This window comes from Acinetobacter chinensis, assembly GCF_002165375.2.
Classification (GTDB): domain Bacteria; phylum Pseudomonadota; class Gammaproteobacteria; order Pseudomonadales; family Moraxellaceae; genus Acinetobacter; species Acinetobacter chinensis.
On record NZ_CP032134.1, the window covers coordinates 2431867 to 2457137 of the forward strand.

Genomic DNA, 25271 nt, shown 5'->3' on the forward strand with positions numbered 1-25271 from the left:
TCCTGTAATCATGATGGTTTCACCGTCATTTGAGCAGGTTCAACTGTGGTTTCCTGTTTCGGTACAGATGCCGCAACTGGCGTCGGCGATGCCGTAACTGTCATCACTCCTTTATTTAAGGTCACTTTATCAACCAGCTGCAACCCTGCATAACCCCGTCCCGAACCAACTGAACTTCCTGTATTTCCACTGATTAATCTGAAATTCATTTTCACCGCATATTCCGGATTCTGTTTATCCGTCCATGTCATTTCAAAACCGCCATTCACTGCTTTACGCTGTGCTGAATCTATTAAACGGTTAATGCCATATTCACCGGGTTCATCCACAACGGTATGCGTCTGACCATCCACACTGACTGCTGTAATCCTGACGCCTGGAATTGCTCCTGGATTTGGCCAGATAAAGTTGACCCATTGCTGAATTCCATTTTCATAAATCATTCTTTGACCATCAATATCCACGGTATAAGACACAAGCTGAGGATTCTGTAAGGGAAAGAACTGAAAACTCGACTGACTCACAGACTTAGGCGCATTCAGTTGACTCAACTCCCCCGTTGCCACGCCATTTGCAGGTGCGACATAATTCTGAAAAGCTGCGACAAACTGCGGGTTAAGCACAATTCCCATATCTTTCCATGTTCTGGAACTGATGGTGTAACCTCTGCGAATGATCAAAGGGTCCAGTATTTCTTTGACAAATCTTGAAATACTGCCACTTTCGCCAAAAACCTGCCCAATTTCCTGACTGGTCGCCTGTACTGTTGCCGTGGCAAAAAAGGGATATTTCTGGCTGATGGTTTGTGTAAATGGCTGATAAGCCTGCATTTGCCACAGTTTATTAATTTCATCCTGAGCTGGTGCCAGCAGACTTTCAAATGTCTGAGTTAGAGGTTTGACCAGCAGTTTCTGTAACAGTTGCTGATCTACCGGATTCATTCCGGTGGACAGTTTCTCTGATACTGTTTTTTCAGTCAGATTAAAGACGGATGTCTGATCATTGATGGTCTGTTTCACCAGTGCAACAGCACCAGGTCCAATATCTCCCATACTTTTCAGATCATTGACTTTGCTTCGCACCTGAGAAAAATTCAGTAAATACTCATCCAGTAATGATTTATTCTGTTGATCATCCCGTTTACGGACAAGCTGATAAAACATCTGAAATTCCTGAGAAATAACGCCCTGTGACTGAGTCATTGCTCTTTGAACAGCAAGATCACCACTGTTCTGTCCTAAAATTTTACGTTTAAACCATGCAATAAAACCCGCCTGAGGGACTGCCAGTTCAGCCTGAACAACAGGGTTATCCCAGCTGGTTTCTTTTGCTACTCTATCCATCAGGCTCCGTAATGGAGAAGACTGTGGCTCTCCCATTGCATTCAGGTATGTTGCCTGCTGTATAAAATCCGTCCCTTTGGCATAATGTACCGCGTTCAGGAATTTCCTCCATTGCAGAATATATTCCTGCTTATACAGTTGGGTCAGTTGTTTTTTAATCTGTTCGGGACTGCCACCAAAGGTCAGATCATCTGACTGATGACTGTTTAAAACCCAGTCTTTCGAATCTATCGGCTTATTTGCTGCGTCCTCAATCGCTTTTTCAACGTAGTCGCTCCAGGCCTGGTGCGTAAAGATACCCGGTAAAGCATAACCTCCCATCACCAGTGATTTATGATCATTTCCTACAATCTGCCCAATAGTCAACACAGGAAAACGGACAGCCGCACGCATTTTAATTTCGTTATAAACCCGATCACGGGCAGGTGTACCCTGTATCACAGATAACAGTAGCTGTCTGGACTGATCCACCAGTCGGGCATCTGACTCCAGGACAGGAAAACCTTCAACAGTCGTCAATGTCATGGCATAAGATAAAATCTGTTCAGCTTTAGCCAACTGCTCTGCACTCTGTGCCTGTCCCTGGGCTTCAAGCCAGATTCTCCAGAAGCGTGTGACCTGATCTCCCAGATGTGCTGCATCCATATACTGAGGATTACTTAACATCAGATAAGCTTTCAGCGCATTGTAACCATCCTGCGGATTACTTTCTGAAGGCATCATATACTGTACTTTTCCTGATTCGGTCTGCTGAATCTGAACATTGACATGATGCTGTTTTAACGTTGCTTCATTATTTTTTAATTGCTGCAAATACGTTGCCATATTCTGCTGAGAGGGTTGCAGTATCAGCTGACGGATACCATTTAAATATTCTTTCTGAAGTTTTTGCCTCAGGTTCTGCCCCTGATAAAGCCCCAGACTGAACTGTACTGAGCGATCTTTTTCAAAAGCATCAAGCTGCTGCAAACGCTCCTGCAAAATCAGCAAAGCTCCAAACTGGCTGTTTAAAGACTGCTGACCACTGTTCTGTAACTGAACAGCTTTTTCCAGATCAGACTGAACATCTGCGATCAGCATCTGATTATTACGGGCAGACCAGATCCATGCACCAAGCAGTATCGAGACTGTCAACAGTGCAGTGATAAAGGTGATATAACGTCTCCGCTTAAACACGGGATTTATATGCTGTTTCACCAGATGTTTATCTTTCAGAATAATTTCTGAAAACAGACCTTTCAAAAAATAACCATGATTTGGTGCAGTATTATTTATTACAGGTATGAAACCTGATTCTGCACTCTGACTCAGCTGAAATTCCTGCACAATCTGCTGAGTGGTTGGACTCTCAATCCGTCCTTCCTGCAAAGCACTGGTAAAATAAAAACCACGGAACACAGGTTTGAACTGATAAGGATTTTCTTCGAACAGTGTCCCGATAAAAGATTTCAGTACGGGTTTAAGCGTTTTAAACTCTAAAGGAAAGGTCATGACTCCTGGTGAAATGTTCTGAGCATGTCTACGGCTAAGATGTGTGGTACTGACACTTTTTAAACCGTCATAAAGAAAATTGTATTGCTGCTCGAACTGTTCCACAGCTTTCTGTGATGAATCTGGTAAATAACTCAAAGTTGCACCCCAGACCTGATCAAATTCCTCCGGCTCATAGCATTCAAAAAATTCTGCAAAACCTGCGACCAGATCCATTTTTGTAAATACAAGATAAACCGGTGCAAAAACCTCCAGTTGTTCAGTCAGATCCTGAATCCTTGCACGGAGACTTTTGGCCAGTTTTAATGTCTTTTCAGGGCTTTGACTGATCAGCTCGGCTATGCTGACAACCAGAATTAATCCGTTGACAGGAGTACCTGGTCTGTTTTTTTTCAATAAATTCAGAAATCCCAGCCATTCTGAGTGATCTTCTGTATACACGGAATACCGCCCTGCCGTATCCAGTAAAACCCCTTCGGTTGAAAAAAACCAGTCACAACTACGGGTTCCACTCAGACTTCCTGTTTTCATTTTTTTATGGCTGTTTTCAAAAGGAAAATTCAATCCTGAATTAAAAACCGCTGAACTTTTACCCGCAGCAGGATTACCGATCACCATATACCAGGGAAGTTCATACAATGCGGCATTACCCTTTTTATCCCCCAGTCTGGATTTTCGTATCAGCCTGATGGAGTCTTTCATCTGTTGATGAATCTGCTGTAATTCTTCTTTGTTATCCTGTTCAGCACCCGAGTTTCTTTCTATTGCTTCAGCTAAAACGTCTCCTTTCTTTTCATGCATTTTTCGCTGTACAAACCAGAAAACACCATAAGAAATCAAGCCTGTAAAATAAACAACAAGCAGAAGTATAAAAACTTTACGCGGCATTGCCGTATATGAAGAGATAAGTGCAACAAAAATCGACAGTGCAATAATGGCTTTTGGATTAGTTGTGTACTGCCACAGGTACCCCAGAATGATATACATTATTTTCTCATTATCTTTAATTATTAAATTCAGTTGGTTATAGATTTTATAATGACAGCATTTTTTTCAAATTCTGTACTGTAGAGAACTGAAGTCTGGTTTCCCGGCAACATTCCCACCATAAATCCGAAAATTATGGACAGCTCCTGTGTCGATCCCAGCCCCTGTCGTGTATAGATAAACTGTTCAGGTTCCAGAGCTGAATCAGCAATAAAGCGATTAAACTGTCGGGCTTTTGCTGCTGAAGTCATGTCATACAGTATAAAAAACTGTACATCCTGCAACTCCGTGTCATCCATTGACAGAAGCTCGTCATCTGCAACCGTATTTTTCAGGCTCTCTGCAAACTCTTTGACTCTAAGCTTTGCTGATATTTTGAGTGCTTCAACCTCCTGTGTCGAAGGAGCCAGTAAACTTGCCGTAATAAATTCTGATGGAATATAGTCTGTATCATTCCAGGTTTTTTCATCCAGGATCCGTTGATCCATGTCAGAATCCAGGCACAACAGAAAACTGACAGTGTATTGCTGACGGTGTATATCCTTGAGTAAGTCGAACCATTTCTGCTGTGAATCAAGCGCATTCAGATAATGAAATTCCAGCTCTAAACGTGATGATTCCAGTTCATAATGTTCAAAAAACTGCTCAATTTTTTCGCGGAAAATATCTTCACTGCACCATGTGGTGACTGTCTCATTCAATATTATATGGATACTTAAACGATCAAGCCTTGGAATACCATCATCTGGAATTTCATCCTGAAAATCGTCAGGATCTTCTGCCGTTACATCTTCGCTATACCAACCTGCATGCAATTTATACTGATAACTGGGCTGAATATGATAATGCCGGGCCGATTTTTTTAACTGTTCCACAACTGTCGATAAAACATCATCGTTATGGCTCAACTGATGCTCAATAAATGCAACCAAGCGATGCTGCAGTTCCATTTCTGCATCATCTGAATCGTGATCCAGTTCAGGGCTTTTTATTGCATACGACAGGATGGGCAATCCTTTCTCATTTATCAGCTGACTGTGCAACTCAGGAGATACCATCCTTTTCAGCCCTTCATGAATCTCTGTATTTTCACCAAATGCATGCCAGGCAGAAGTACTGTAAATATTAAAATCATATTGATCAGGCTTTGATACCGTTTCTGGAATATTCTGTTCTTTATCAACTGTAGCGGTTTCTTCCGTCTTCTTTTTTTTCTCATTTTGGAATTGTAAGAAACTTCTGACCATATAAGGTGTCAGTAAAATACAGGTAATACCAACAGGGACTAATATTAAAAATTTAACCAGATCCATTACAGCCGGTTCAAACCCTGTATCACGCCAGTAAAATACAGTCGTGCTACCAACGATAATCAGCACGACTGACAGTATTCCAGCGATCATTTTCATCGGATATCTCCTCCTGCCAGGCAGTAACAGGTTTCACTGTTTTCCATTTTTTGTAGCGGCATCAGAAAAATGCCCTGAGTCAGTCCTGCTTTATTTTCACTGCTTAAGTTCAATGTACAGACTGCATTTCTGTCTAGAATCAAACGTAAATCCACCACAAGGGTTGGTTCACACCAGCTGTTTATTATTTTTTTAAGCCTGTCGCTATGTTTTTTTCCAGGTAAAAATTCCAGATATTGCGCTCGATCCAGCGGACCAATCTGGATCTCAATTTTCCCACCCATCTGATGAATATGTTCCCCACAGAATGTGTTCTGTCCCAGCTGAAAATGTCCCGCACTTCCCAGCACGGTTCGATGTTCCTGTTTGAGCTTTATTTTTTCTTCAATCCATTCTTTAATCTGTACAGGCAATTTAAAAATACTGTTCAGTATGGTGCTCAGCGCATGTACTGAGTTTTGCTGACCTTGCATCAGCCCTGAAAATTCTGCGAAATAATCATCAAGATGCTCTTGATGATGATACTGTCCAGTGTATCCGTTCAAAGCATGCAGAATATTCAGGAAATGATTTTCATCATCCAGTTCATAACGGACAGGCAGATTATGAATCAGCGTCGCATCGACATACTGTGCCGTCAGCGTATGATTGAACAGACCCAGAAATGCCTGTACCTCCTGACGCTGCTTCCTGGATACCTGACGGATTTTGCTGGTATAGGTATAAGGCAATACCCCCTGAATCCCTGTCAGACCAATCATCAGACTGGTCATCATCCATTTGTCATTCTCTGTTACCAGGGACTCAATTTCTGTACCTGGAAAATTCAGGTTTAAAGAAGAAATAAAATGAAAATGATCAGACCAGTGTCGAACTTTCAGCTCAGGCACACTGTGCCTGAACAACCTGATCAACTGGATAAACCCAAACGCTTCTGGTCTGGTCCTTGCAGCTTCCATTACAGAACTTCTTTGTAACCATTGCTTTGAATGCATTGGTATAGCTCCTGTTCTGTATTGATATCCATCACTTTCAAATTTACAAAACTGTTCACCTGAACTTTCAGACTGAAAATCCGACCGATCAAATGACTAAATATATAAAGACTGCGCCCCTTAAAAGCAGTGGAATCCACCTTAAGGGTTGCCAGAATCCCACGGACATATAAAGGATAGGGTGCAGACTTCATCATACGATGTGTCTGTTCAAAACTGATGTCCTTGATTGCCTGCACCAGTACCTGATTTTCATTACCTCCTGCTAAATCATATAAAGTCAGCAGTTCTTTCATCTGATTCAGAGCATCCCCTTTCATCAATGCAAGAGAATTCAGTGAAAGGTGTGAAATAATGCGCCACTGCTCATGTTTGCTCTGTTTAAAGCCATACACTTTGTTGGGCTGCAGGAGCACAGATGCTTTTCTGATCACAGTCTGATCATTTAATGAAAGTGTGGTATTGGATTGTTTGATATGTTCAGCCGGTAAGTTTCGATTGGAACACAACAACCGTGTGCTGACGATATCTGCACGAATACTGCCTGGTTCAAGTTTTCGGCTGATAAGAGAATAACGGGGATCGGTATCCTGTCCCTGAGCCGTAACCATATTCAGTGCATAAAAAAACTGATCATCTGTCCCATAATAATGACTCATCGCAAAAAATGGATAAACCCGATAGTGAACAAGTTCTCTGCTGTTTTTTTCACGCTGAACATTCATTTCCACAACTGAATAAACCTGATAATTTTCAGGATGACGAGCATCCGTAATTAATGGATATTCCAGTTGCTGATGGTTCAGTTTCTGTGGTTCAGCCTGCTTCTCAAACAGGTTAATTGCTGGCGTACAGAATAATTTAAAATTCGCACAGCTTAAGCCTGCATAATGCTGCACAAGAGTCTGATCACTGAGATTAAGATTCAGATGAATTTCCAGGCTGAATGCCGTGCATTCAGCCCCAAGTCTGTTCAAAACAGCTAGGTTCAAGTTTAAAAAATTGAATTTTTCAGGAAAACAAAAATATTCCGTCAGCAAACGGTATGCATGATGCGTATGCTCATCCAATGGCAACAGGCTGTCATCTTCATCAAATCCTTTGAGCCGAAAAGGGTTTGTAATTTCCTGAAAAAAATTGTCCGCTCTTAAACAGAACGAAGTTTTCTCTTTAAAAATACTGTCAAGCAACTGTAAAGGTACATCCGACATCGCATCCAGATAAATCGGTAAATCTGTACACTGCCTGAAAAATGAAAGCGGTTGAAATAATCTGAACTCCAGTGATAACACTGCATTATTTTTAAGATGAATCTGTGATGATGAAGAGCTGAAACGGACTTCCTTTAACTGCAATGGCAACAGTTTTATATCTGATGTTGTGGAGAATTCACAGGAAACCCCTTTTATATGTTTGGACTTCAATACCGTTGAGCGGGGAATACAATGAGCATCCGTCAATTGTTTCAGACGATCCGAATTCTCAAAACTGACCACTGTACAGGCAGGAAAGTGTCGGAGATACTGTGGAAACATGACTTCAAATAAAGCATGAGTAAAAATGTCGTAACTGTCAGCCAGTTTTTTATCAATACGCGCGGCTATCAAGGAAAATGCCTGAATCAGACGCTCAATATGCGGGTCATCCACCTGCTCCTGATTCAGAGCCAGGCGCTGTGCCAGTGCAGGGTATTTTTTAGCAAATACTCTTGCCTGCTGACTGAATTCCTGCAACTGTTTTTCATAATAAGGGAGTAAATCATCCATCAGAACAGTTCCATCATGAACTCACCCGTATTACATACTGCTGGGTTGATGGCTTAAGCATGGCATCAAAAACAACCGGCTCAAATACAGGATAAATATTCAGAATAGCCTGAATACTGAGATTCAATGCCCCCATATTCTGTTCATCCTGCAACATCTCAACCCTGACCTGATTCAGACGAGGTTCATGTGCTGCAACAGAGGCAGCTATAGACTGACAGATCCGGTCACGGTCAAGTGGATTAGCCGTAGATAAACCAACAAAATCAATAATGCCGAACTGTAAAACAGATTGTCTAGTTAAAGGAAAATCTGACATTTCAGCTTTCAGTTTTGCCATCCGACTGTTGAGTAAGTCCTCAAGGTCTGTCGCAACCGATTCTCTTAGCTCCTGAACTGACAAACTGGTCTGCTGGTCATCATTAGGCATCAGACGGTCAAGCAAAGTGACTCTAAAACCATGGGGATGTAATAAATCTGGATTCATATTTTTATTTTCAATGATGTTTAAAATGGATAAAGGATAATCTGACCTCATCCTTTATCCAGAGTCATGCCTGTTTTAAGCTGCGTAAGAAGCCGTATTATTGGAAAGTGACCATTTTTTGGTTACTGCACCCTTGGATGTACCATTAATATCCTGCTGGTTATACGTCCATTCAACTGCTGCATATTTCAAACCAAAGGATTCAGCTGGAATCCCCTCATCACTGACTGCAGGTGTAACACTTGAAACCAGTACATGCTTCAGTTTGATCTGTAGATATTTAATCCGTTTATCTCCATTGGCACGATAAAAATCAATCTGTACTTCATCAAAGGTATAACCTGCAGAACAGGCTTCCCATAGTTTTGGACTGGTGGCATCCAGGTCTTTAACAAACAGCATATCCGCATGCTCAACACGTTCAGCAGTATGACCTCCCACACTTGATGAAGTTGCTGACTTAGGCTGACGGATGTTATGCGCCCATGAATTTACTTCAAGCCAGTCTTTATGTTCAGAGTCTCTTGACTCACCATCAACCTTATATTTACCCCTGAACTGAACATATATATCTTTCATTTGAATTATCCTGATTATTTAAAGTTATTATTAAAAAAACCATCAGATTAACGGTGTGTTAATTTGAGGATTGTGGAAGCTCAGTCACCAGTCTAAGTGAAACAGACAGTTCATCGAGCTGAAAATGTGGCCGTAAAAAGACCACAGATTTGTAATGTCCAGGCTGTGCAGGATTTTCGACCACCTTTACAGAGGCTTCACGTAATGGATACTGGGCTTTGGCTTCCTGAGAAGCACCATCATCAAGCAATACATACTGAGATAACCATTCATTTAAAAAAGCTTCGACATTACCCGCTGAGGCAAAGCTTCCAACTTTATCCCGCATCATCGCTTTCAAATAATGTGCAATTCGGGATACCGCCATAATGTACTGAATCTGGCTGGACAATGCTGAGTTCGCATTTGCCGTATCGTTATCATATTTTTTAGGTTTCTGAGCAGACTGTGCTCCAAAAAATGCTGCATAGTCCGTATTTTTACAGTGAACCAACGGGATAAAACCCAGATCACTCAACTCTTTCTCACGGCGGTCCGTAATTGCTATTTCCGTAGGGCATTTAAATACCACTTCTCCATCACTGGTTTTAAAGGTATGCACAGGCAAACCCTCGACCAGTCCACCACCTTCAACTCCCCGGATCGCCGCACACCATCCATGCATATCAAAAGAATTTGTCAGCCTTGTTCCAAATGCATAAGTAGCATTCATCCACAGATATTCTTCATGGTTCTGGCCCGAGACTTCCTCTGTGAAATTAAAACCTTCAGTCGGCGTCCCTTCACGGGGATGATAAGGTAAACGCCCCAGTACACGCGGCATCGTCAGAGCAACATAACGTGAATCATCACTTTCCCTGAATGAACGCCACTGCACAAATTCAGCTGTTTCAAAAATTTTAGAAACATCTCTTGGCCGATCAATATCCGTAAAAGATTCCAGCCCGAACATACTGGCACTTGCAGCAGAAATAAACGGTGCATGCGCAGCAGCTGCAACATGGGAAATCTGCTCCAGCAGATAAATATCGGATGGCGTGCGATCAAATTCAAAATCACCAATCAATGTGGCATAAGGTGCACCACCAAATGAACCGTATTCTTCTTCATAAATTTTCTTGAACAGCGTACTCTGATCAAAGTCGGTTGCACTCTGAAAATCTTTAATCAGTTCTTTTTTTGTTGCGTTCAGAATCCGTATTTTAATCAATGGATTTGATGGAGATTCCTGACAAAAGTAATATAAACCTCTCCAAGTGGATTCAACTTTCTGAAATTCCTGATGGTGCATGATTTTACTGAGCTGAGTGGAAATCAGTTCATCTATTTCAGCAATCCTTCGATCCATGGATAATGTCATATTGTCAGAAACCGTAATTGTTCCTGCCATGACTTCTTTGACCAGTTCCTCAATCAGACTTTTTGCACGATCATGCTCATCTTCATTTCTTGCAATCCGACTCTGTTGCACAATACTATCAAGTAAACCAAGCGGTTCAACTACCGTTGTATCTGTATCCATGGTCTGCAAATTATTCATTTTCCACCTCAGCTTCCTGATTCAGCTGATGGACCTGTTGAGTATTCAGCAGAACCTCACCCAGTAAGTCTTCAAGACGTTCATTATTGGATATTTTATTTCTCAGATCTGTTAAACGTTCACGCGCCTCTACAAGTTTCCGTAAAGGTTCAACCTGCTGAACAATACTTTCAGGGCGAAAGTCATCCATCGCAGTAAAAGTTAAATCAACCGTCATGCTTCCTGTGGTTGCAGTCAGTGTATTTTCGACCTGAAAGGATGCTCTTGGAGCCAAAGACTCCATGACTTCATCAATATTTTCCAGATCCACATTAATAAACTTCTTATCTTTCAGTTTTGCTTTTTCCACTTCAGATGCAGCTGAAAAATCCCCTAAAACACCAACAACAAATGGTAATTCTTTAATCTCTTTACCATCTCCGACTTCAACATCGTAAGTTAACTGCACACGTGGAGGTCTTATGCGTTGCAGTTTTTTCTGCACACTTTCTCGCTTAGCCATTTTATTTCCTGAGTTTTTAATTATTGAGACCACTGAAAGGGTTGCTGCCCGATTTCACAATCACAGGCGACACTGTCTTATTTTCACTACGGACCAAAGTTTCTGAGTTATTTGGTTTAGGTCTGGATATTTTTGTACTGCGTACTGATGGAACCTTAGCTGCCACTTGCGGCTTTGTTGATTTTGGAACTGTATTTTTCTTTACAGCAACCAAAGGCTGTATTTTTACAACAGCAGTATCATGAATGGTTTTAGCTGATCGGATGGCATCAGCCAGTCCCAGTGCAGCAGGATAGGTATATTCAGTTGTCAGATAGCGTGATTCACCATCCTGTATCTGCTTCAGTGCTTCGGTAGCAAGTGAAGTTGCCGCCAGAAACTTTACATCCGTCAAAGTATGACTCTGGATATTTTTAGCCTGGAGTTCTCCAATCACATTCAAGGCTTTATAAGCCTGCCCCAGTTGCTGAAAACGCTCAGCAACTTTGACAAAATATGCATCCTTATTCTCTTTATTTTTTTTATCGCAGACCTGTTGATAAAGTTTAAGTAATTCCTGATCCGTCTCCCCTTTTACCAGAGGATTATCTTTGATACAGCCTGATTTAAGTCTGACCGGAATGACAGCCTCATCATCGGCATGTGTATTTGTAAAACAAAAAAAACAACTAATTAGAAATACTAATAAAACGTGATTTTTCAAATGAACCCCCTGTATAAAAATTAATTATTTTTTACTTTTTTATTTACATTTAATATTCAGTTCACAAAAAAAGAGTCATATTTTTTTTGTATTCTTTAAATTTTGCAAGATTTAACTAAAAAACAGATATTAAAGTCAAGATATTTTTCAATTGCATTAAAAATCATTTTTTCTGACTTTTTAAGCTAATTATTATTCAATAAAATTCTGATACTGACTATTTAAAATAAATTTTATTTATGTATAATAGCGTCGATTTTTCAAAATTACAAAATAATATATTGATTTATAATAAATATATAAAACAACCTTATTAATACTGAAAATACAGAAACAGTTTTCCAGTTAATTCTGTACTGTTTTAACACGAGTAATAATTATGATAAATACAGCCACACTGATTTCAAAATTATCGATTGATTCACGTTTTGCTTTAGAAAAAGCAGCAAATTTATGTATCAACCTACAAAACTATGAAATAGAGATTGAACATTTACTATTAGAGTTAATCACTCAGCCCCAGAATACAGATTTTAAAGTTATTCTAAATAAATATAAAATTTCTGCCTCACAACTTCAGCAGGATCTGATGAATTCAGTCAATGAGCTGCCTAAAGGCAATGTGCGCACACCTATTTTTTCCAGCAGCATTATTCATTTACTCAAACAGGCATGGTTACTTGCTTCGGCAGAATCTGACTCCGTGATCCGTAGCAGTCATTTACTTGTGGCTCTACTGACAGCAACTGATCTTTATCAGATGGCTATACGTGCCGCCCATATTTTTGATTTATTTCCAATAGATTCTCTTAAACATAAATTTAATGATATCTGCAAAAGCAGTGATGAATTTCAGTCCATAAATCAATCTGCTTCTTCAGATTTAACACCTGAAAATAAACCGCCACAGGAGCTGAAAACACCGGCATTGAACCAGTACACAGTCAATCTGACAGAAAAAGCAAAGAATGGGCAGATTGATCCTGTCATTGGTCGTGAAAATGAAATACGGATCATGCTGGATATTCTGATGCGCCGCAGACAGAACAACCCCATTCTCACGGGAGAGCCAGGTGTTGGTAAAACCGCTGTTGTCGAAGGTCTTGCTTTAAAAATTGCAAGCAAAAAAGTTCCTGATGAACTGCTTCATGTACAGTTACATGTACTGGATATTGGATTACTGCAGGCAGGTGCCAGTGTAAAAGGTGAATTTGAAAGTCGACTGAAACAGCTGATCAAGGAAATTCAGAGTTTAACTCACCCTGTTATTCTCTTTATTGATGAAGCACACACCATAATTGGCGCCGGTGGGCAGGCAGGTCAGAATGATGCAGCCAATTTACTCAAACCGGCACTGGCACGAGGCGAACTTCGTACAATTGCAGCAACAACATGGGCAGAATATAAACAGTATTTCGAAAAAGATGCTGCTTTAAGCAGACGCTTTCAGGTCATTCCCGTTGCTGAACCCTCTGAAACTGTAGCTATAGATATGTTGAGAGCCATGATTCCTGTCATGAGCCAGCATTTCAAAATCAGCATTGATGATGCTGCCATTACCGCTGCTGTTCACGCTTCACACCGTTACATCACAGGACGTCAGCTGCCAGACAAAGCCATCAGTGTCCTTGATACTGCTGCTGCCCGGGTGTCTCTGTCTCAGCATGCCACTCCAGTACAGCTGGAGCAGTTGCAGGCCCAGATTCATAATAATGAACTGGAGCTTCATCTTTTAAAAAATGAACAGCCTCACTCCTCCTTCCATCAGGAACGAATAAATACGCTTGTCCAGCAAATACAGTCTTTGTCTGAGGAAATTACAGAAACAGAGCAAAAATGGCAGGCTGAACTTCAGTTAATTCAAAAGATTCAACTTCTTCAGCAGAGTACTGTTCCTGATGAATCAAGCTTAGTCACAGAAAATAAAATGGCTGTGCTCAGACAGGAATTAACCACCTTACAGGGTGAACAACCTTTGGTTTATGAAAAGGTTGATGTCCGTGTTGTCCATGAAATTATTTCAGACTGGACCGGTATACCCACAGGCTCCATGCTTCAGGATGAAATCCAGCAGATTATTCACCTGGAAGAAACCTTAAATACCCGTATTTTTGGACAGGATTTTGCACTGCATCAACTCGTTCAGGGCATCAAAACTTCACGTGCGAGACTCGAAGATCCAACCAAACCTTTAGGTGTGTTTCTGCTGACAGGTCCAAGTGGTGTAGGGAAAACGGAAACAGCGCTGGCACTGGCAGATGAACTCTATGGAGGAAAATCACACCTGATCACCATCAATATGTCTGAATACCAGGAAGCTCACAGTGTTGCATCATTAAAAGGAGCTCCTCCAGGCTATATTGGATACGGTCAGGGAGGTATTCTGACTGAAGCTGTACGACGTAATCCTTACAGTGTAATTCTGCTGGATGAAATAGAAAAAGCACACTCCGATATACATGAACTTTTTTACCAGGTATTTGATAAGGGCTGTCTGGAGGATGGAGAAGGTCGATTGATTGATTTTAAAAACACACTGATTTTACTGACCTCCAATACAGGGTCTTCAGTGATCAGTCAGGTGTGTCTGAATCTGCCAGTAAATGAACGACCGGATGCAGAATCTCTGATTGAATTAATTAAACCTGCTTTATACAAACAGTTCAAACCGGCATTTTTAGGTCGTATGCGGGTTGTTCCATACTATCCTTTACATGATGATTTACTGATTCAGATCATTCATCAAAAATTAAATAAAATAATAACCCGAGTTTCAGAACAATATGGAACAACTGTCAAATACAACAATGATTTAACAGCACTTCTGCTCTACCGTTGTACTGAAGTTGACAGTGGTGCAAGAAACATAGAACACATTCTGAATGCTTCAGTACTCCCTGATCTCGCAACACATTTACTTGTCGCACTCAGTCAACAGAAGTTGCCATCGCTGATCCGCATTGAAGTTAAAAATGATCAGATTCATTACAGCATTGATCCTGAAATGCCCAACAGGAAAAAAACACTCAGGAAGAACCAGACTAAAGCCGCCTGAAAAACAGAAAAAGTATAATTATGATGATATTAAATATTGAGAATCTGTTACTTCCTGTTGCAGAAACGAGTCCATGTGGGGATGAACTTTCATTCTCAAATGAATTCCATGAAATCAAAAAAGCCCGAACTCAGGATGACCCACTGCTGGAACAGGGCGAATGGATTCAGGAACCTAAACAGGCAAACTGGTCTTTAGTTGCCGATCAATCCATCCTGTTATTCAAAGAACGGACTAAAGATATCAGGCTGTTAAACTGGCTGACTGAAGCATTGAGTCATCTATATGGATTTGAGGGACTTGCTCAAGGGCTTATGCTCAGTTGCAGAACTCTTGAACTCTACTGGCAGGAAATACATCCGATTATAGAAGACGAGGATATCGACCAGCGACTGGGATTGATTCAGGGCATGATTCAACAGATTATCCCTCTGCTTAAGTTGATCCCACTAAGTCAGACACCTTCCATATATACTTTGCTCGAATATGAAAATATCCTTTATGCTCAGAACACATCACGCAAAAATATTGATTCTGTCCCCTCTGATGAAACTGAACGGCTTGTGCAGTTTGAAAAAATCATGGCAGCGACGCCAACTGAATACAGAATTCAGAATTTACATCTGCTCGATCAGATCACAGTTACCTGGAAAAATTTAAGAACAGTCCTCGATCTTTTTATGGGGGTGGATGCACCCAGCTTCTCTAGCATCGACTCACAGTTGAGTGAACTGCAAAAAACTTTAAGAAAAGTCTATAAACAGGATGAATTACTGCACATTCCTTTTCCCAAAGAAGCAAACAGTCCAGTTCAATCCTCAGATTTTTCTCCACCAACTGATCCTGAGGCAAATTCCAGATCCAGCAGTATGACGGCATCGTTTCAGCCAGATCATGCAGCAGATCATCTGCATAACCGAACAGAAGCCATTCGGATTTTACAGCGTATTTCTGATTATTTTCAGCATCATGAACCACATAGTCCTGTCAGTTATATGTTAAATCGCACAATTAAATGGAGTCAGATGCCCCTCCATGAATGGCTGAATCAGGTCATTAAAAATGATCAGCCCCTTGAGTCCATACATGAACTTTTAGGTATTCAGCAGAATACTGACAAATAATAAAACCGGTAATCACAATGTTTAAAGCAGAAAAAATCTTATGGGCTGAAGGGTTGTTTCTCAGACCTCAGCATTTTCAACTCCAGGATGCCTACCATGAACAGCATCTGAGTTATACCATCAACGCAACGATTCCCTACGCATATGGGGTCAAGTCCATCCAGTTCGATGAAACCCTGTTAAATACCAATGTACTGGCTCTCGATAAAATTGAAATTTTATGGCAGGACAATGAAGTTTATTCTGCACCATCCAGAGATTTATTACCCGAACCTTTACTGCTGGATAACCTGAACCTGCGTGGTGAAATGCTCATCTATCTGACGCTGCCAATGGTTCAACCCAATAAAAAAAATCTGCACTGCAATGAGAATATCCAGCCAGGCCGATACCATAGCTACCTGTCAGAAACACATGATCTTTATACCGATGCCTCACCTGCTGACATCAGTCTGCTGCAACGTAGAGCTGAGTTCAGGATTAAAGATATTCATGCCGTTCAGGATGAGGACATGAATGGAATGCTGTTTATGCCCATCGGAAAACTGCTTCGACACAATTCAGGAACCTTTGAATTTGATCCTCAGTTCATTCCTCCAGTTTTACATATTGAAGCCAGCCATTATCTGATCAGCAATCTGAAGCGAACACTCAATATCATTCAGGCTAAAATTAAAAATATTCAGAACAATAACCGTGAAAATGAACAAAAAATTATTGAATTCCGCTCTGGTGATATTGTTTCTTTCTGGCTGATCAATACTTTAAATACATCTTTTTCAATTTTAAATCATCTGTATCGGCATGCTCAGATTCACCCTGAACGCCTCTATCTTGAGATGCTCAGGCTGACAGGCTCATTACTGACCTTCTCTACAGCTTACAGTGTGGATCAGTTACCTGAATATAATCATCTTCGGCTTCAGGAGAGTTTCGGGCAACTGGATCATATTTTAAGAAGTCTGCTCGACACGATTATTTCAAGTCGCTATCTGAGTATCAGCCTGCACGAATCACGACCCTCCTACTGGTCAGGCAGTCTGGAATCAGACCGTATTACTGCACAAAGCCGTCTGTATCTTGCCGTCTCAAGCAGCAGCATGCAGTCTCATGAATTAATCAGAATTGTTCCTTTACGTTTTAAAGCCGGTAACTCAGCGGATGTTGAGCAACGGGTTATCGCAGCGTTGCCTGCTGTTCCTCTGCATCATATGGTTCAGGTTCCCACCGCTATTCCTGTGCGCTCAGGTGTCAGTTACTTTGAACTCGAAGCACATCATGAACTGTACCAGCGTATGCTGGAATCTGAATCCATCTGTATTTATATCCCCTCTGGATTTCAGGATATCAGTATTGAACTGATCGCTGTAACAAATGGGCACTGAACGAGACACCATCATGACAATTTCCCGGCATACTGCACCCTCTTTATTTGACGATGGTCATATCGGTTCAGGACTGACAGCTTCACCTGCAACCCTCAGTCCCGTTCCCTCGGCAAGCCTGATCGATCTGCTGTATCAGGGTTTTTATATCGTTTTTTTAATCCGCAATCAGTATATCCCAACAGATATTGAAGCGTTTCGTAGAAAAGTTGAAGACATGCTTGCCCATTTTGAGCAACAGGCACAGAAACTGCAGTTCGCCGCTGAAGATATTCAGGATGCAAAATACGCATATTGTGCCCTGCTTGATGAAACCATCGTGACTCAACAGAATCCTGATTTTTTTCACCTGCAGAATGCCTGGCTGATTGAGCCACTTCAGCTCAGCCTTTTTGGTTCACAACTTGCAGGTTATCGTTTTTTTGAGATTCTTGAAACGCTCAGAGTCCAAGGTAAACAGCGACTGGCTGCATTGGAAATTTATCATTACTGTCTGCTGCTGGGGTTTCATGGTAAATACCGTATTGAATCCATTGAAAATTTAAATCATCTTGCTTCGCGTACCGGTGATGAAATTGATTTTTTAAAAGGAAAAAAAGCAGCCTTTTCCCCTTTTTCAGCCTTGCCTGATCAAATCAAAAATGTCATCCATCGTGATCTGCCTTTTTACTGGATTCTGGCTTTTTTACTGTTGTTCATTATTGCGGTATATACCGGCTTACATTTCATGCTTCAGAATCAGGCTGCAACATCACTGTCCCAGTACAGTCAGATCATCAGCATGCCTACCGAGCAGGCAAATATTACGATTTATTTACCCTGATTACGGTGCATTATGACTCAGGATTTACAACAATCATTTAAAGTACTGCCGTCTAAAAAAAAGAAAATCCTTCCTTTTCGTTACCGCATGGAAGGATTCTGTGCAGGCATTTTACTCAGCCTGATTTTTTATATTTTCGGATTAAATTCAGCCCATACAAAAGCAGCACTTCAGGATAAACCTTATCAGGAAGCAGTCATTTCTGAAAATAAGCAGGAAAATCTGAAAATCCCTTCAGTCTCACATCCGGAAACGATACCATCCGAGGATGATAATTTTACTCAATTGAGTGAAAGTCAGTTAAACGGACTCTTTAAACATGAACGCATGCCTCCTGTAGATAAAACCAGGCAGGTTGTACATCCACAGAAAAAGACGGCAGAACAGGAAACAGTCCTCCGAGAACATTCAGAAAATAAGAAATCTCGAAATCTAAAAACTTCTCCGTCCCCATCAGAACAAAAAAAAGAACCTGAGACGCCTGCTAAGAAATTTCCATCAGACATAGAAAAAGAACCATTTCATCAACTGATCCTGCCGGATAATCAGGTCTCCGATTCATGATCATACTGATTGTCACCAGTTTTCTGCTTTTATCAGTCAGCTTAAGTCTGTTGATGTCATTTGAAATCCGCAGCAGAGTCCAGTTTTTTGCCCATCAGATCCATATTAAAACCAGATATTTACTTCAACATTTACTGGGATTTGCCATTCAGATGGATCAGGCAGCATCCAGGCAGAAAACCCAGACACACTGGCATCTGCAGCAATGGTGGGTTCTGATAACAGGCTTCAGTCTTCTGTTCAGTATCATTATGATTGCGCTGTTCAAACCTGTAAGCCAGCTGAAGATAGAAGCTGACTATCTGAAAAAAACAGACCCTCAGATTTACAGTCTACTGAACGGAGAAATCCTGACACCTCCGCCTGAAGAAGATGAACGGTTGATGGATGCTGAAATTATTGCAGCCATGCAGATTGAACAGTCATACAGACAGCAGAGTCCTGTCATGCATTCCTCTTTAATCGTTCCGAACAACAGTGAACTGCATCATCATTTTGACAGCACAGCTATAGACCGGAAATGGCAACGGATGCATCCGCGCTATAAACAGCGGCTGTTAATGGTGTTTAAAACCATGAAAGAACGTCATGGTTATGATCTTGTACTGCTCGAAGGCTACCGCAGTCCTGAACGACAGAACAAACTTTCAGGAAATATCCATACGACCCGTGCCCGTGCATTCCAGAGTTATCATCAGTTTGGTCTGGCTGCTGACGTAGCATTTAAACGCTCAGGTAAGGTCATCATTTCCGAACGGGATCCATGGGCAATGCAGGGATACCGTCTATATGGTGAGGTTGCAGAATCTGTAGGTCTGACCTGGGGCGGTCGATGGACCTCCATTCAGGACTATGGTCATACCGAATACCGGATGCCTGGTTTGAGAAAAACTCAGGAAATGGCAGAGAAACTGATTGCAGAAGCAGAAACCGGACTGATGAATGATCTGACTTAACGACAACAGCAAATATCCACCGCATTGACATTTTAGGCAACAAAAAGCCATCCCAAGAATGGCTTAAAGCTCTCTGCTTTATAACAACCTTTGTTTCAAACTCTTATTCATCATTCAAAGCACATTCAAAGTTACTTGGTTGCTGAGAACAGCGTACTTTTTTCAGGATTCTCATCATGTCTTTATCGTAATAACCCTGTTTGGTCATCTGTATCCGTGCTTCACGCATGATTTTCAGATACCCTGGTTTGTCACTTTCATGTATATCCATCCAATATTTTTCAGGAATTTCATTTTCCATTTTTGCAACAAATTTAAATGCTGGATCAAGCTGTTTGGAGATAACTTCCCGTGCAATGGTTCCCATCCCCGCAGGAAAACGGTTACGGTGCATGATCAGTGTACCCGTGACCTGTATGACAGGAAAACGGATAATTCCACCGACCACTTTGCCATTTTTATCCGTCATCCCTTTATAAAGCTCCAAAGGTTTAAACAGTAAGGCAGGTCCTGCCATAATTTCGACTTCGCGGTTGTTGAACTTACCGCCCACGGTCGCCAGATCGACTGAAACAGGCTGTGCTCCAATATTCTGAACCATTTTTTTCTGGGTTTCATCGAACTGGAATACAGCTACCTTGCGCCCTGCCGCCTTAGCCAGTGTATTAATATTTTTATCATTTACAATAATATAAGCCGCACCTACAGGCACAATTCCGACCACTTCATAATCACGGTTGACCATTTTCGAATCAAATTCAGGCTTTGCCAGCAACTGCATAACTGCCCGCAACTGTTTTTCAGTCTGTACGGCGCCTATGGCATCAATACTGCCCACAAAAGGGTTGAACTGTTTGGCTCTGAGGTTACTGATACCTGCACCATCACAGCGTTTACTTCTGAAATCTTCAGTCAGAACACGCTCGTCGGTATACACTTTCAGTGCCACATTGGTCGTGGCTTTCTTTTTCAGTTTTGGATATTCAATGCTCACGACCATACTTAAATTTGTAGGTCGGGTCATATTCATTGTGACCCCAAAATCCTTTGCCATTTTGGTAATCCGTGGAATTTCACTGATATAACTTGTTGCCTGTTCAAAGGCTTCGCCATGTTCACCATTGGGTGAATACACACATAAGGTGATTTTTTGCGGAATCTGCTGCCAGGTTTTCGGATCATCGAGCAGTTTTTTTATTTTATTTTTAGAAAAATCAGACAGTGTCAGATCAAGTTTTCCTGCCTGAGGTGCAGCAACCGTATTTACACTGAATAAAGCTGCTGACAGTGTCAGAGCTGTGGCACAAACAATCTGAGCCATTTTACCCCTTTGAGCTGAAGATTGCGGTGCATCCTGTGTTTTTGTATTCCCGATTTTCATTGGCTTTTGCTCCCTGTTATAGGATTAAACATAATCAGGACGGCTTTTGCTTGTATTGTCCTAAATGTCAGCCTCTTATAGAAAAAAGATCAGTCAGCTTCTCCGCATCAGTCACACCATCATTAACCATTGTTTTATTTATGTTTTTTATAGTAAAAACTTTATTTTTTCATTTAACCATCTGTCTGTTTATTCTTCATTCCGACCAATGACAAATGCTCTGTAACAGACAGATGAAAAGAATATGCTCAATCTGCCAGATGATGCATGATCTGATTCTGTGTTTATGGCTGAATCCATGTAAAATTGGTTTGAATAAACCGTCTTTAATGACTCCCTTTTAGGCTGTCCCACCACTAAAACCGAGAAGCACCGCTATGCAGAATCATGCAGATTTTGATTTTAAATCTTTACGCAGCCAGATGCGTAAACAGCGAAAAGCGCTTACCGTGTTTCAGCAACGCCAGGCACAGCAGCAGGTACTGACCAGATTACACAGCATTCCCGAATTCAGATCAGCTCACAAAGTGGGTATTTATCTGGATGCTTTTGGTGAAATATATACCCAGCTGATTATTCAGTCCTGTTTTCAGCAGAATAAACAGGTTTATCTGCCCATGATCTGCAATATGAACCAGCAGCTGGTCTGGGTCAGAATATCGTCGGGACAGTACCGAAATAAAAGATTTAACTCACACCCTTTGGGCATGCTTGAACCCGCAGCCACTCGTGGAAAGCATGTCAGCACCCTGGATTGTCTGATTATGCCTTTACTGGTCTGTGACATGCAGGGAGCTCGGGTCGGTATGGGCGGTGGTTTTTATGACAGAACCCTGGCTTCAGCCCCACAACGTCCTTTCCGCTTAGGACTTGCACATGATTTTCAGCAGATTAAGCAGATTATTCCCCGTCAGCCCTGGGATCAACCTCTGAATGCTTTACTGACACCATCCCACTTTCAACGCTTCAAACCCTGACAAATAAAAGCGTTCAGAGCAATCCCGCTGATAAAATTCATATTTTCAATCAAATTCCACACTTTTATTCATTACTGCCCTTGTATTTTTTAAAATACACATCACTATAAAAACATGGCAACACTGTTGTTACTCATTTGGAGTGCCCATGTCTGAAATTATTATGAATGAAGAAAGCTTAGAGCCAGTGGTTCCAAGTGTATTACCACTTTTAGCGCTACGTGATGTTGTGGTTTATCCACATATGCAGATTGCGTTATTTGTCGGTCGTGAAAAATCGATCAATGCAGTTGACGTGGCTCGTAACAGTGACAATTTAGTATTTGTAGTTGCACAGAAAGATTCGCTTACAGAAGAAATTGATCACGACAACTTATATCAATACGGTACTGTCGCGAAGATTGTGCAGGTTGTGAATCACGAAAATGATGAAAACTGTATAAAAGTATTAATTGAAGGCTTACACCGTTCCAAACTGGTAAAAATCATTGATAACGATGAATATTTATCAGCTGAACATGCGTTAAGCCCGATGACTGTATCGGTAGACGACAACACTCAGTCTGCACGTGTGGAAGAACTGCGCACACTGTTTTCACAGTATGCCGAAGCAAAACTGCGCAATGCACGTGAACTGATCACTGCTGCAGGTAAAATTGATGATCTGCTTCAGCTGATGTTCTTTGTTGCGACCCGTGCGCCGTTGAATATTGATGTTAAACAGAAGTTTCTGGAACACGATGAGTTTGAAGCTCATTTACAGGAACTCATGACCTATCTGTTACAACAGTCTGAAGAACAGCAGATTGAGCAGACTTTGCATGATTCTGTCAAACGTCAAATGGAAAAGAATCAGCGTGAATACTTCCTCAATGAAAAGATGAAAGTGATTCAGCGTGAACTTTCCGACATGAATGGCGGTGCGGAAGATGATGTTGCGGAAATTGAAAAACGTCTGGCTGAAGCTGACCTGCCTGAGCATGTCCGCAAAAAAGCAGAAAACGAATTCCGTAAACTTAAAGCAATGCAACCTGCTTCCAGTGAAGCTGCTGTGGTGCGCAACTATATCGAAGCGATTTTAGATACGCCGTGGAATAAAGCGAGCAAAGTCAGCATTAATCTGCCGAAAGCTCAGGATATTCTGGATGCAGATCATTATGGTTTGGACGAAGTGAAAGAACGTATTGTTGAATACCTTGCTGTTCAGTCACGCGTGAAAAAACTTCGTGGTCCGATTCTGTGTCTGGTTGGTCCTCCTGGTGTAGGTAAAACTTCACTCGGTGAATCCATTGCCAAAGCAACAGGTCGTGAATTTGTCCGTATGGCACTCGGTGGTGTCCGTGATGAAGCGGAAATCCGTGGTCACCGTCGTACCTATATCGGTGCGATGCCAGGTAAAATCGTGCAGTCTCTGACAAAAGTCGGTGTGAAGAACCCACTGTTCTTACTCGATGAAATTGACAAAATGGCACAGGACTACCGTGGTGATCCAGCTTCTGCTCTGCTTGAAGTACTTGATCCATCACAGAACAACAAATTCAATGATCATTATTTAGATCTTGATCTTGACCTGTCTGAAGTGATGTTTATCTGTACTGCAAACAGCATGAACATTCCTGAAGCATTGCTTGACCGTATGGAAGTGATTCGTCTGCCTGGTTATACCGAAGATGAAAAAGTCAATATTGCAGACCGTTACCTTGTTCCGAAAGCAATCAAGAACAATGGTTTACGTGCTAAAGAACTGACCGTTCATGAAGAAGCCATTCGTGACATCGTCCGTCGTTATACCCGTGAAGCAGGTGTACGTAGCCTTGAGCGTGAAGTGTCTAAAATTGCACGTAAAGTCGTGAAAGAGTCTGTCAGTAAGAAAGCGAAAAATCTGCATGTTGATGTGACTGCTGAGAACTTACCTGATTATTTAGGTGTTCATAAGTTTGATTATGGTATGGCAGAAGAAGAAGCTCAGGTGGGTCGTGTAAATGGCTTAGCCTGGACGTCTGTTGGTGGTGAGTTATTGACCATTGAGGTTGCTGCTGTTCCAGGTAAAGGTAAATTCATTACGACCGGTTCACTTGGTGACGTGATGAAAGAGTCGATTACCGCGGCTATGACGGTTGTTCGTACTCGTGCTGATGAACTGGGCATCGAAGCTTCACGCTTTGAAGAAACAGATGTACACGTTCACTTACCTGAAGGTGCAACACCAAAAGATGGTCCATCTGCTGGTTTAGCACTGACTTTAGCCCTTGTTTCTGCTTTCACTAAAATTGCAATTCGTCCTGATATTGCCATGACAGGTGAAACCAGCCTGGGTGGTCGAGCAATGCGTATTGGTGGCTTGAAAGAGAAACTTTTAGCAGCACATCGTGGTGGCGTGAAACTGGTGTTTATTCCACAGGAAAACGTGCGTGACCTGACTGAAATTCCTCAGAATGTCAAAGACGGTCTGGAAATTAAAGCAGTGAAAAGTATTGATGAAATTCTTCCACTGGCTTTGGTTGAGCAACCAACACCTCTGCCAAAAACACCGATTGTCAAAGCTGTAGATGATGGTAAAAAAGCGGCACGTCATTAATTCATCATACAAAAAGAGCACTTCGGTGCTCTTTTTTATTGTCCGATAAAACGTTTTTCACAATGAATTTACAAAAATCTGCTGTTCCTGATTTAAGTTTCACCTAAGCTGAACTGTATAAAATATAGACACAATAATTAACCTTTCAATAACTCAATAACGGGAATTACTTATGTCAAATCCAGTCTGCTGGTTCGAAATTTATGTCAATGATATGCAGCGAGCAAAACAGTTTTATCAGACTGTTTTAAGTACAGAATTCAGTTTACTCAGTGACCCCACCGACAACCAGATGGAAATGTGGGCATTTCCATCAGATATGAACAGATATGGCGCATCAGGCTCACTGGTGAAAATGCACGGTATCGAAGCCGGTGGCAACAGCACCATTATTTATTTTGAAAGCAAAGATTGTGCTGTTGAAGAACAGAAAATTGAGGCGGCGGGTGGAAAGATTCACCAGCCCAAAATGTCCATTGGAGAACATGGTCATATTGTTTTAGCGATTGATACTGAAGGTAATCTGTTTGGACTGCATTCAATGCAATAACCCCGACAGATCATAACCAGGACTTGAACTTTATATAATCGCCCCTATGTTATATAGAACAGGTGCATGATAATGA

At 41.4% G+C, this 25271-nt stretch carries 19 protein-coding genes; 9 read left to right on the top strand and 10 right to left on the bottom strand.

The genetic code is table 11. The annotated features are described in order from the left end of the window. Positions 1-8: 8 nt before the first annotated feature. The 9 genes from tssM to CDG60_RS12620 all read right to left on the bottom strand — a co-directional run bounded on the left by tssM (position 9) and on the right by CDG60_RS12620 (position 11802). The gene (gene tssM, locus CDG60_RS12580) at positions 9-3821 is read right to left on the bottom strand and encodes a type VI secretion system membrane subunit TssM (protein ID WP_087511812.1); all 3813 of its coding nucleotides are present in this window, start codon (positions 3819-3821) and stop codon (positions 9-11) included. Positions 3822-3850: 29 nt separating this feature from the next. Next, positions 3851-5230 (bottom strand): hypothetical protein, encoded by a 1380-nt coding sequence (locus CDG60_RS12585; RefSeq protein ID WP_087511813.1) that lies wholly within the window; start codon positions 5228-5230, stop codon positions 3851-3853. Then, a complete protein-coding gene (gene tssG / locus CDG60_RS12590) occupies positions 5227-6225 on the bottom strand; it encodes a type VI secretion system baseplate subunit TssG (protein WP_087511814.1) in 999 nt (332 codons plus the stop codon). The genes CDG60_RS12585 and tssG overlap by 4 nt, the downstream gene beginning before the upstream one ends. Beyond that, a complete protein-coding gene (gene tssF, locus CDG60_RS12595; RefSeq protein ID WP_087511815.1) occupies positions 6189-7994 on the bottom strand; it encodes a type VI secretion system baseplate subunit TssF in 1806 nt (601 codons plus the stop codon). Before tssF ends, tssG begins: the two co-directional genes overlap by 37 nt. 10 nt (positions 7995-8004) lie before the next feature. Further along, the gene (tssE, locus tag CDG60_RS12600) at positions 8005-8478 is read right to left on the bottom strand and encodes a type VI secretion system baseplate subunit TssE (RefSeq protein WP_087511972.1); all 474 of its coding nucleotides are present in this window, start codon (positions 8476-8478) and stop codon (positions 8005-8007) included. Between the two features lie 75 nt (positions 8479-8553). Continuing rightward, positions 8554-9057, bottom strand: coding sequence for an Hcp family type VI secretion system effector (gene tssD, locus CDG60_RS12605; protein ID WP_087511816.1), 504 nt, complete (start codon positions 9055-9057; stop codon positions 8554-8556). A 58-nt stretch (positions 9058-9115) separates the two neighbouring features. Next, positions 9116-10597, bottom strand: a complete 1482-nt coding sequence (gene tssC / locus CDG60_RS12610) for a type VI secretion system contractile sheath large subunit (protein WP_087511817.1) — start codon at positions 10595-10597, stop codon at positions 9116-9118. Beyond that, entirely contained in the window at positions 10590-11099 is a 510-nt protein-coding gene (gene tssB, locus CDG60_RS12615; protein WP_087511818.1) for a type VI secretion system contractile sheath small subunit, read from the bottom strand. The genes tssC and tssB overlap by 8 nt, the downstream gene beginning before the upstream one ends. Positions 11100-11115: 16 nt before the next feature. Next, on the bottom strand, positions 11116-11802 hold the full coding sequence (locus CDG60_RS12620) for a hypothetical protein (RefSeq protein ID WP_087511819.1): 687 nt from the start codon (positions 11800-11802) through the stop codon (positions 11116-11118). A gap of 379 nt (positions 11803-12181) precedes the next feature. On the opposite strand from CDG60_RS12620, the gene tssH reads away from it, so the two are divergent. From tssH to CDG60_RS12650, 6 genes are read left to right on the top strand one after another with little or no spacing between them, the layout of a single operon-like run. Continuing rightward, on the top strand, positions 12182-14857 hold the full coding sequence (gene tssH, locus CDG60_RS12625) for a type VI secretion system ATPase TssH (RefSeq protein WP_087511820.1): 2676 nt from the start codon (positions 12182-12184) through the stop codon (positions 14855-14857). A 20-nt stretch (positions 14858-14877) separates the two neighbouring features. Beyond that, positions 14878-15981 carry a type VI secretion system protein TssA gene (gene tssA / locus CDG60_RS12630; RefSeq protein ID WP_319922609.1) on the top strand — a complete coding sequence of 368 codons (1104 nt, stop codon included), beginning with the start codon at positions 14878-14880 and terminating at the stop codon, positions 15979-15981. A 17-nt stretch (positions 15982-15998) separates the two neighbouring features. Next, positions 15999-17366, top strand: a complete 1368-nt coding sequence (tssK, locus tag CDG60_RS12635; RefSeq protein WP_087511821.1) for a type VI secretion system baseplate subunit TssK — start codon at positions 15999-16001, stop codon at positions 17364-17366. A 19-nt stretch (positions 17367-17385) separates the two neighbouring features. After that, positions 17386-18189: a type IVB secretion system protein IcmH/DotU gene (icmH, locus tag CDG60_RS12640; protein WP_087511974.1), complete on the top strand. Its 804-nt coding sequence runs from the start codon at positions 17386-17388 to the stop codon at positions 18187-18189. A gap of 12 nt (positions 18190-18201) precedes the next feature. Beyond that, the gene (locus tag CDG60_RS12645) at positions 18202-18753 is read left to right on the top strand and encodes a hypothetical protein (RefSeq protein ID WP_087511822.1); all 552 of its coding nucleotides are present in this window, start codon (positions 18202-18204) and stop codon (positions 18751-18753) included. After that, positions 18750-19709: a M15 family metallopeptidase gene (locus tag CDG60_RS12650; RefSeq protein WP_087511823.1), complete on the top strand. Its 960-nt coding sequence runs from the start codon at positions 18750-18752 to the stop codon at positions 19707-19709. Before CDG60_RS12645 ends, CDG60_RS12650 begins: the two co-directional genes overlap by 4 nt. Positions 19710-19812: 103 nt before the next feature. Here CDG60_RS12650 and CDG60_RS12655 read toward each other — a convergent pair whose 3' ends face one another. Next, a complete protein-coding gene (locus CDG60_RS12655; protein ID WP_087511975.1) occupies positions 19813-21030 on the bottom strand; it encodes a putative solute-binding protein in 1218 nt (405 codons plus the stop codon). Positions 21031-21467: 437 nt separating this feature from the next. On the opposite strand from CDG60_RS12655, the gene CDG60_RS12660 reads away from it, so the two are divergent. From CDG60_RS12660 to CDG60_RS12670, 3 genes are all read left to right on the top strand, one after another. Continuing rightward, positions 21468-22067 carry a 5-formyltetrahydrofolate cyclo-ligase gene (locus CDG60_RS12660; RefSeq protein ID WP_087511824.1) on the top strand — a complete coding sequence of 200 codons (600 nt, stop codon included), beginning with the start codon at positions 21468-21470 and terminating at the stop codon, positions 22065-22067. A 148-nt stretch (positions 22068-22215) separates the two neighbouring features. Continuing rightward, complete coding sequence (gene lon / locus CDG60_RS12665; RefSeq protein WP_087511825.1) at positions 22216-24645, top strand: endopeptidase La; 2430 nt, start codon at positions 22216-22218, stop codon at positions 24643-24645. Positions 24646-24817: 172 nt separating this feature from the next. After that, entirely contained in the window at positions 24818-25195 is a 378-nt protein-coding gene (locus CDG60_RS12670) for a VOC family protein (RefSeq protein ID WP_087511826.1), read from the top strand. Positions 25196-25271 lie beyond the last annotated feature (76 nt).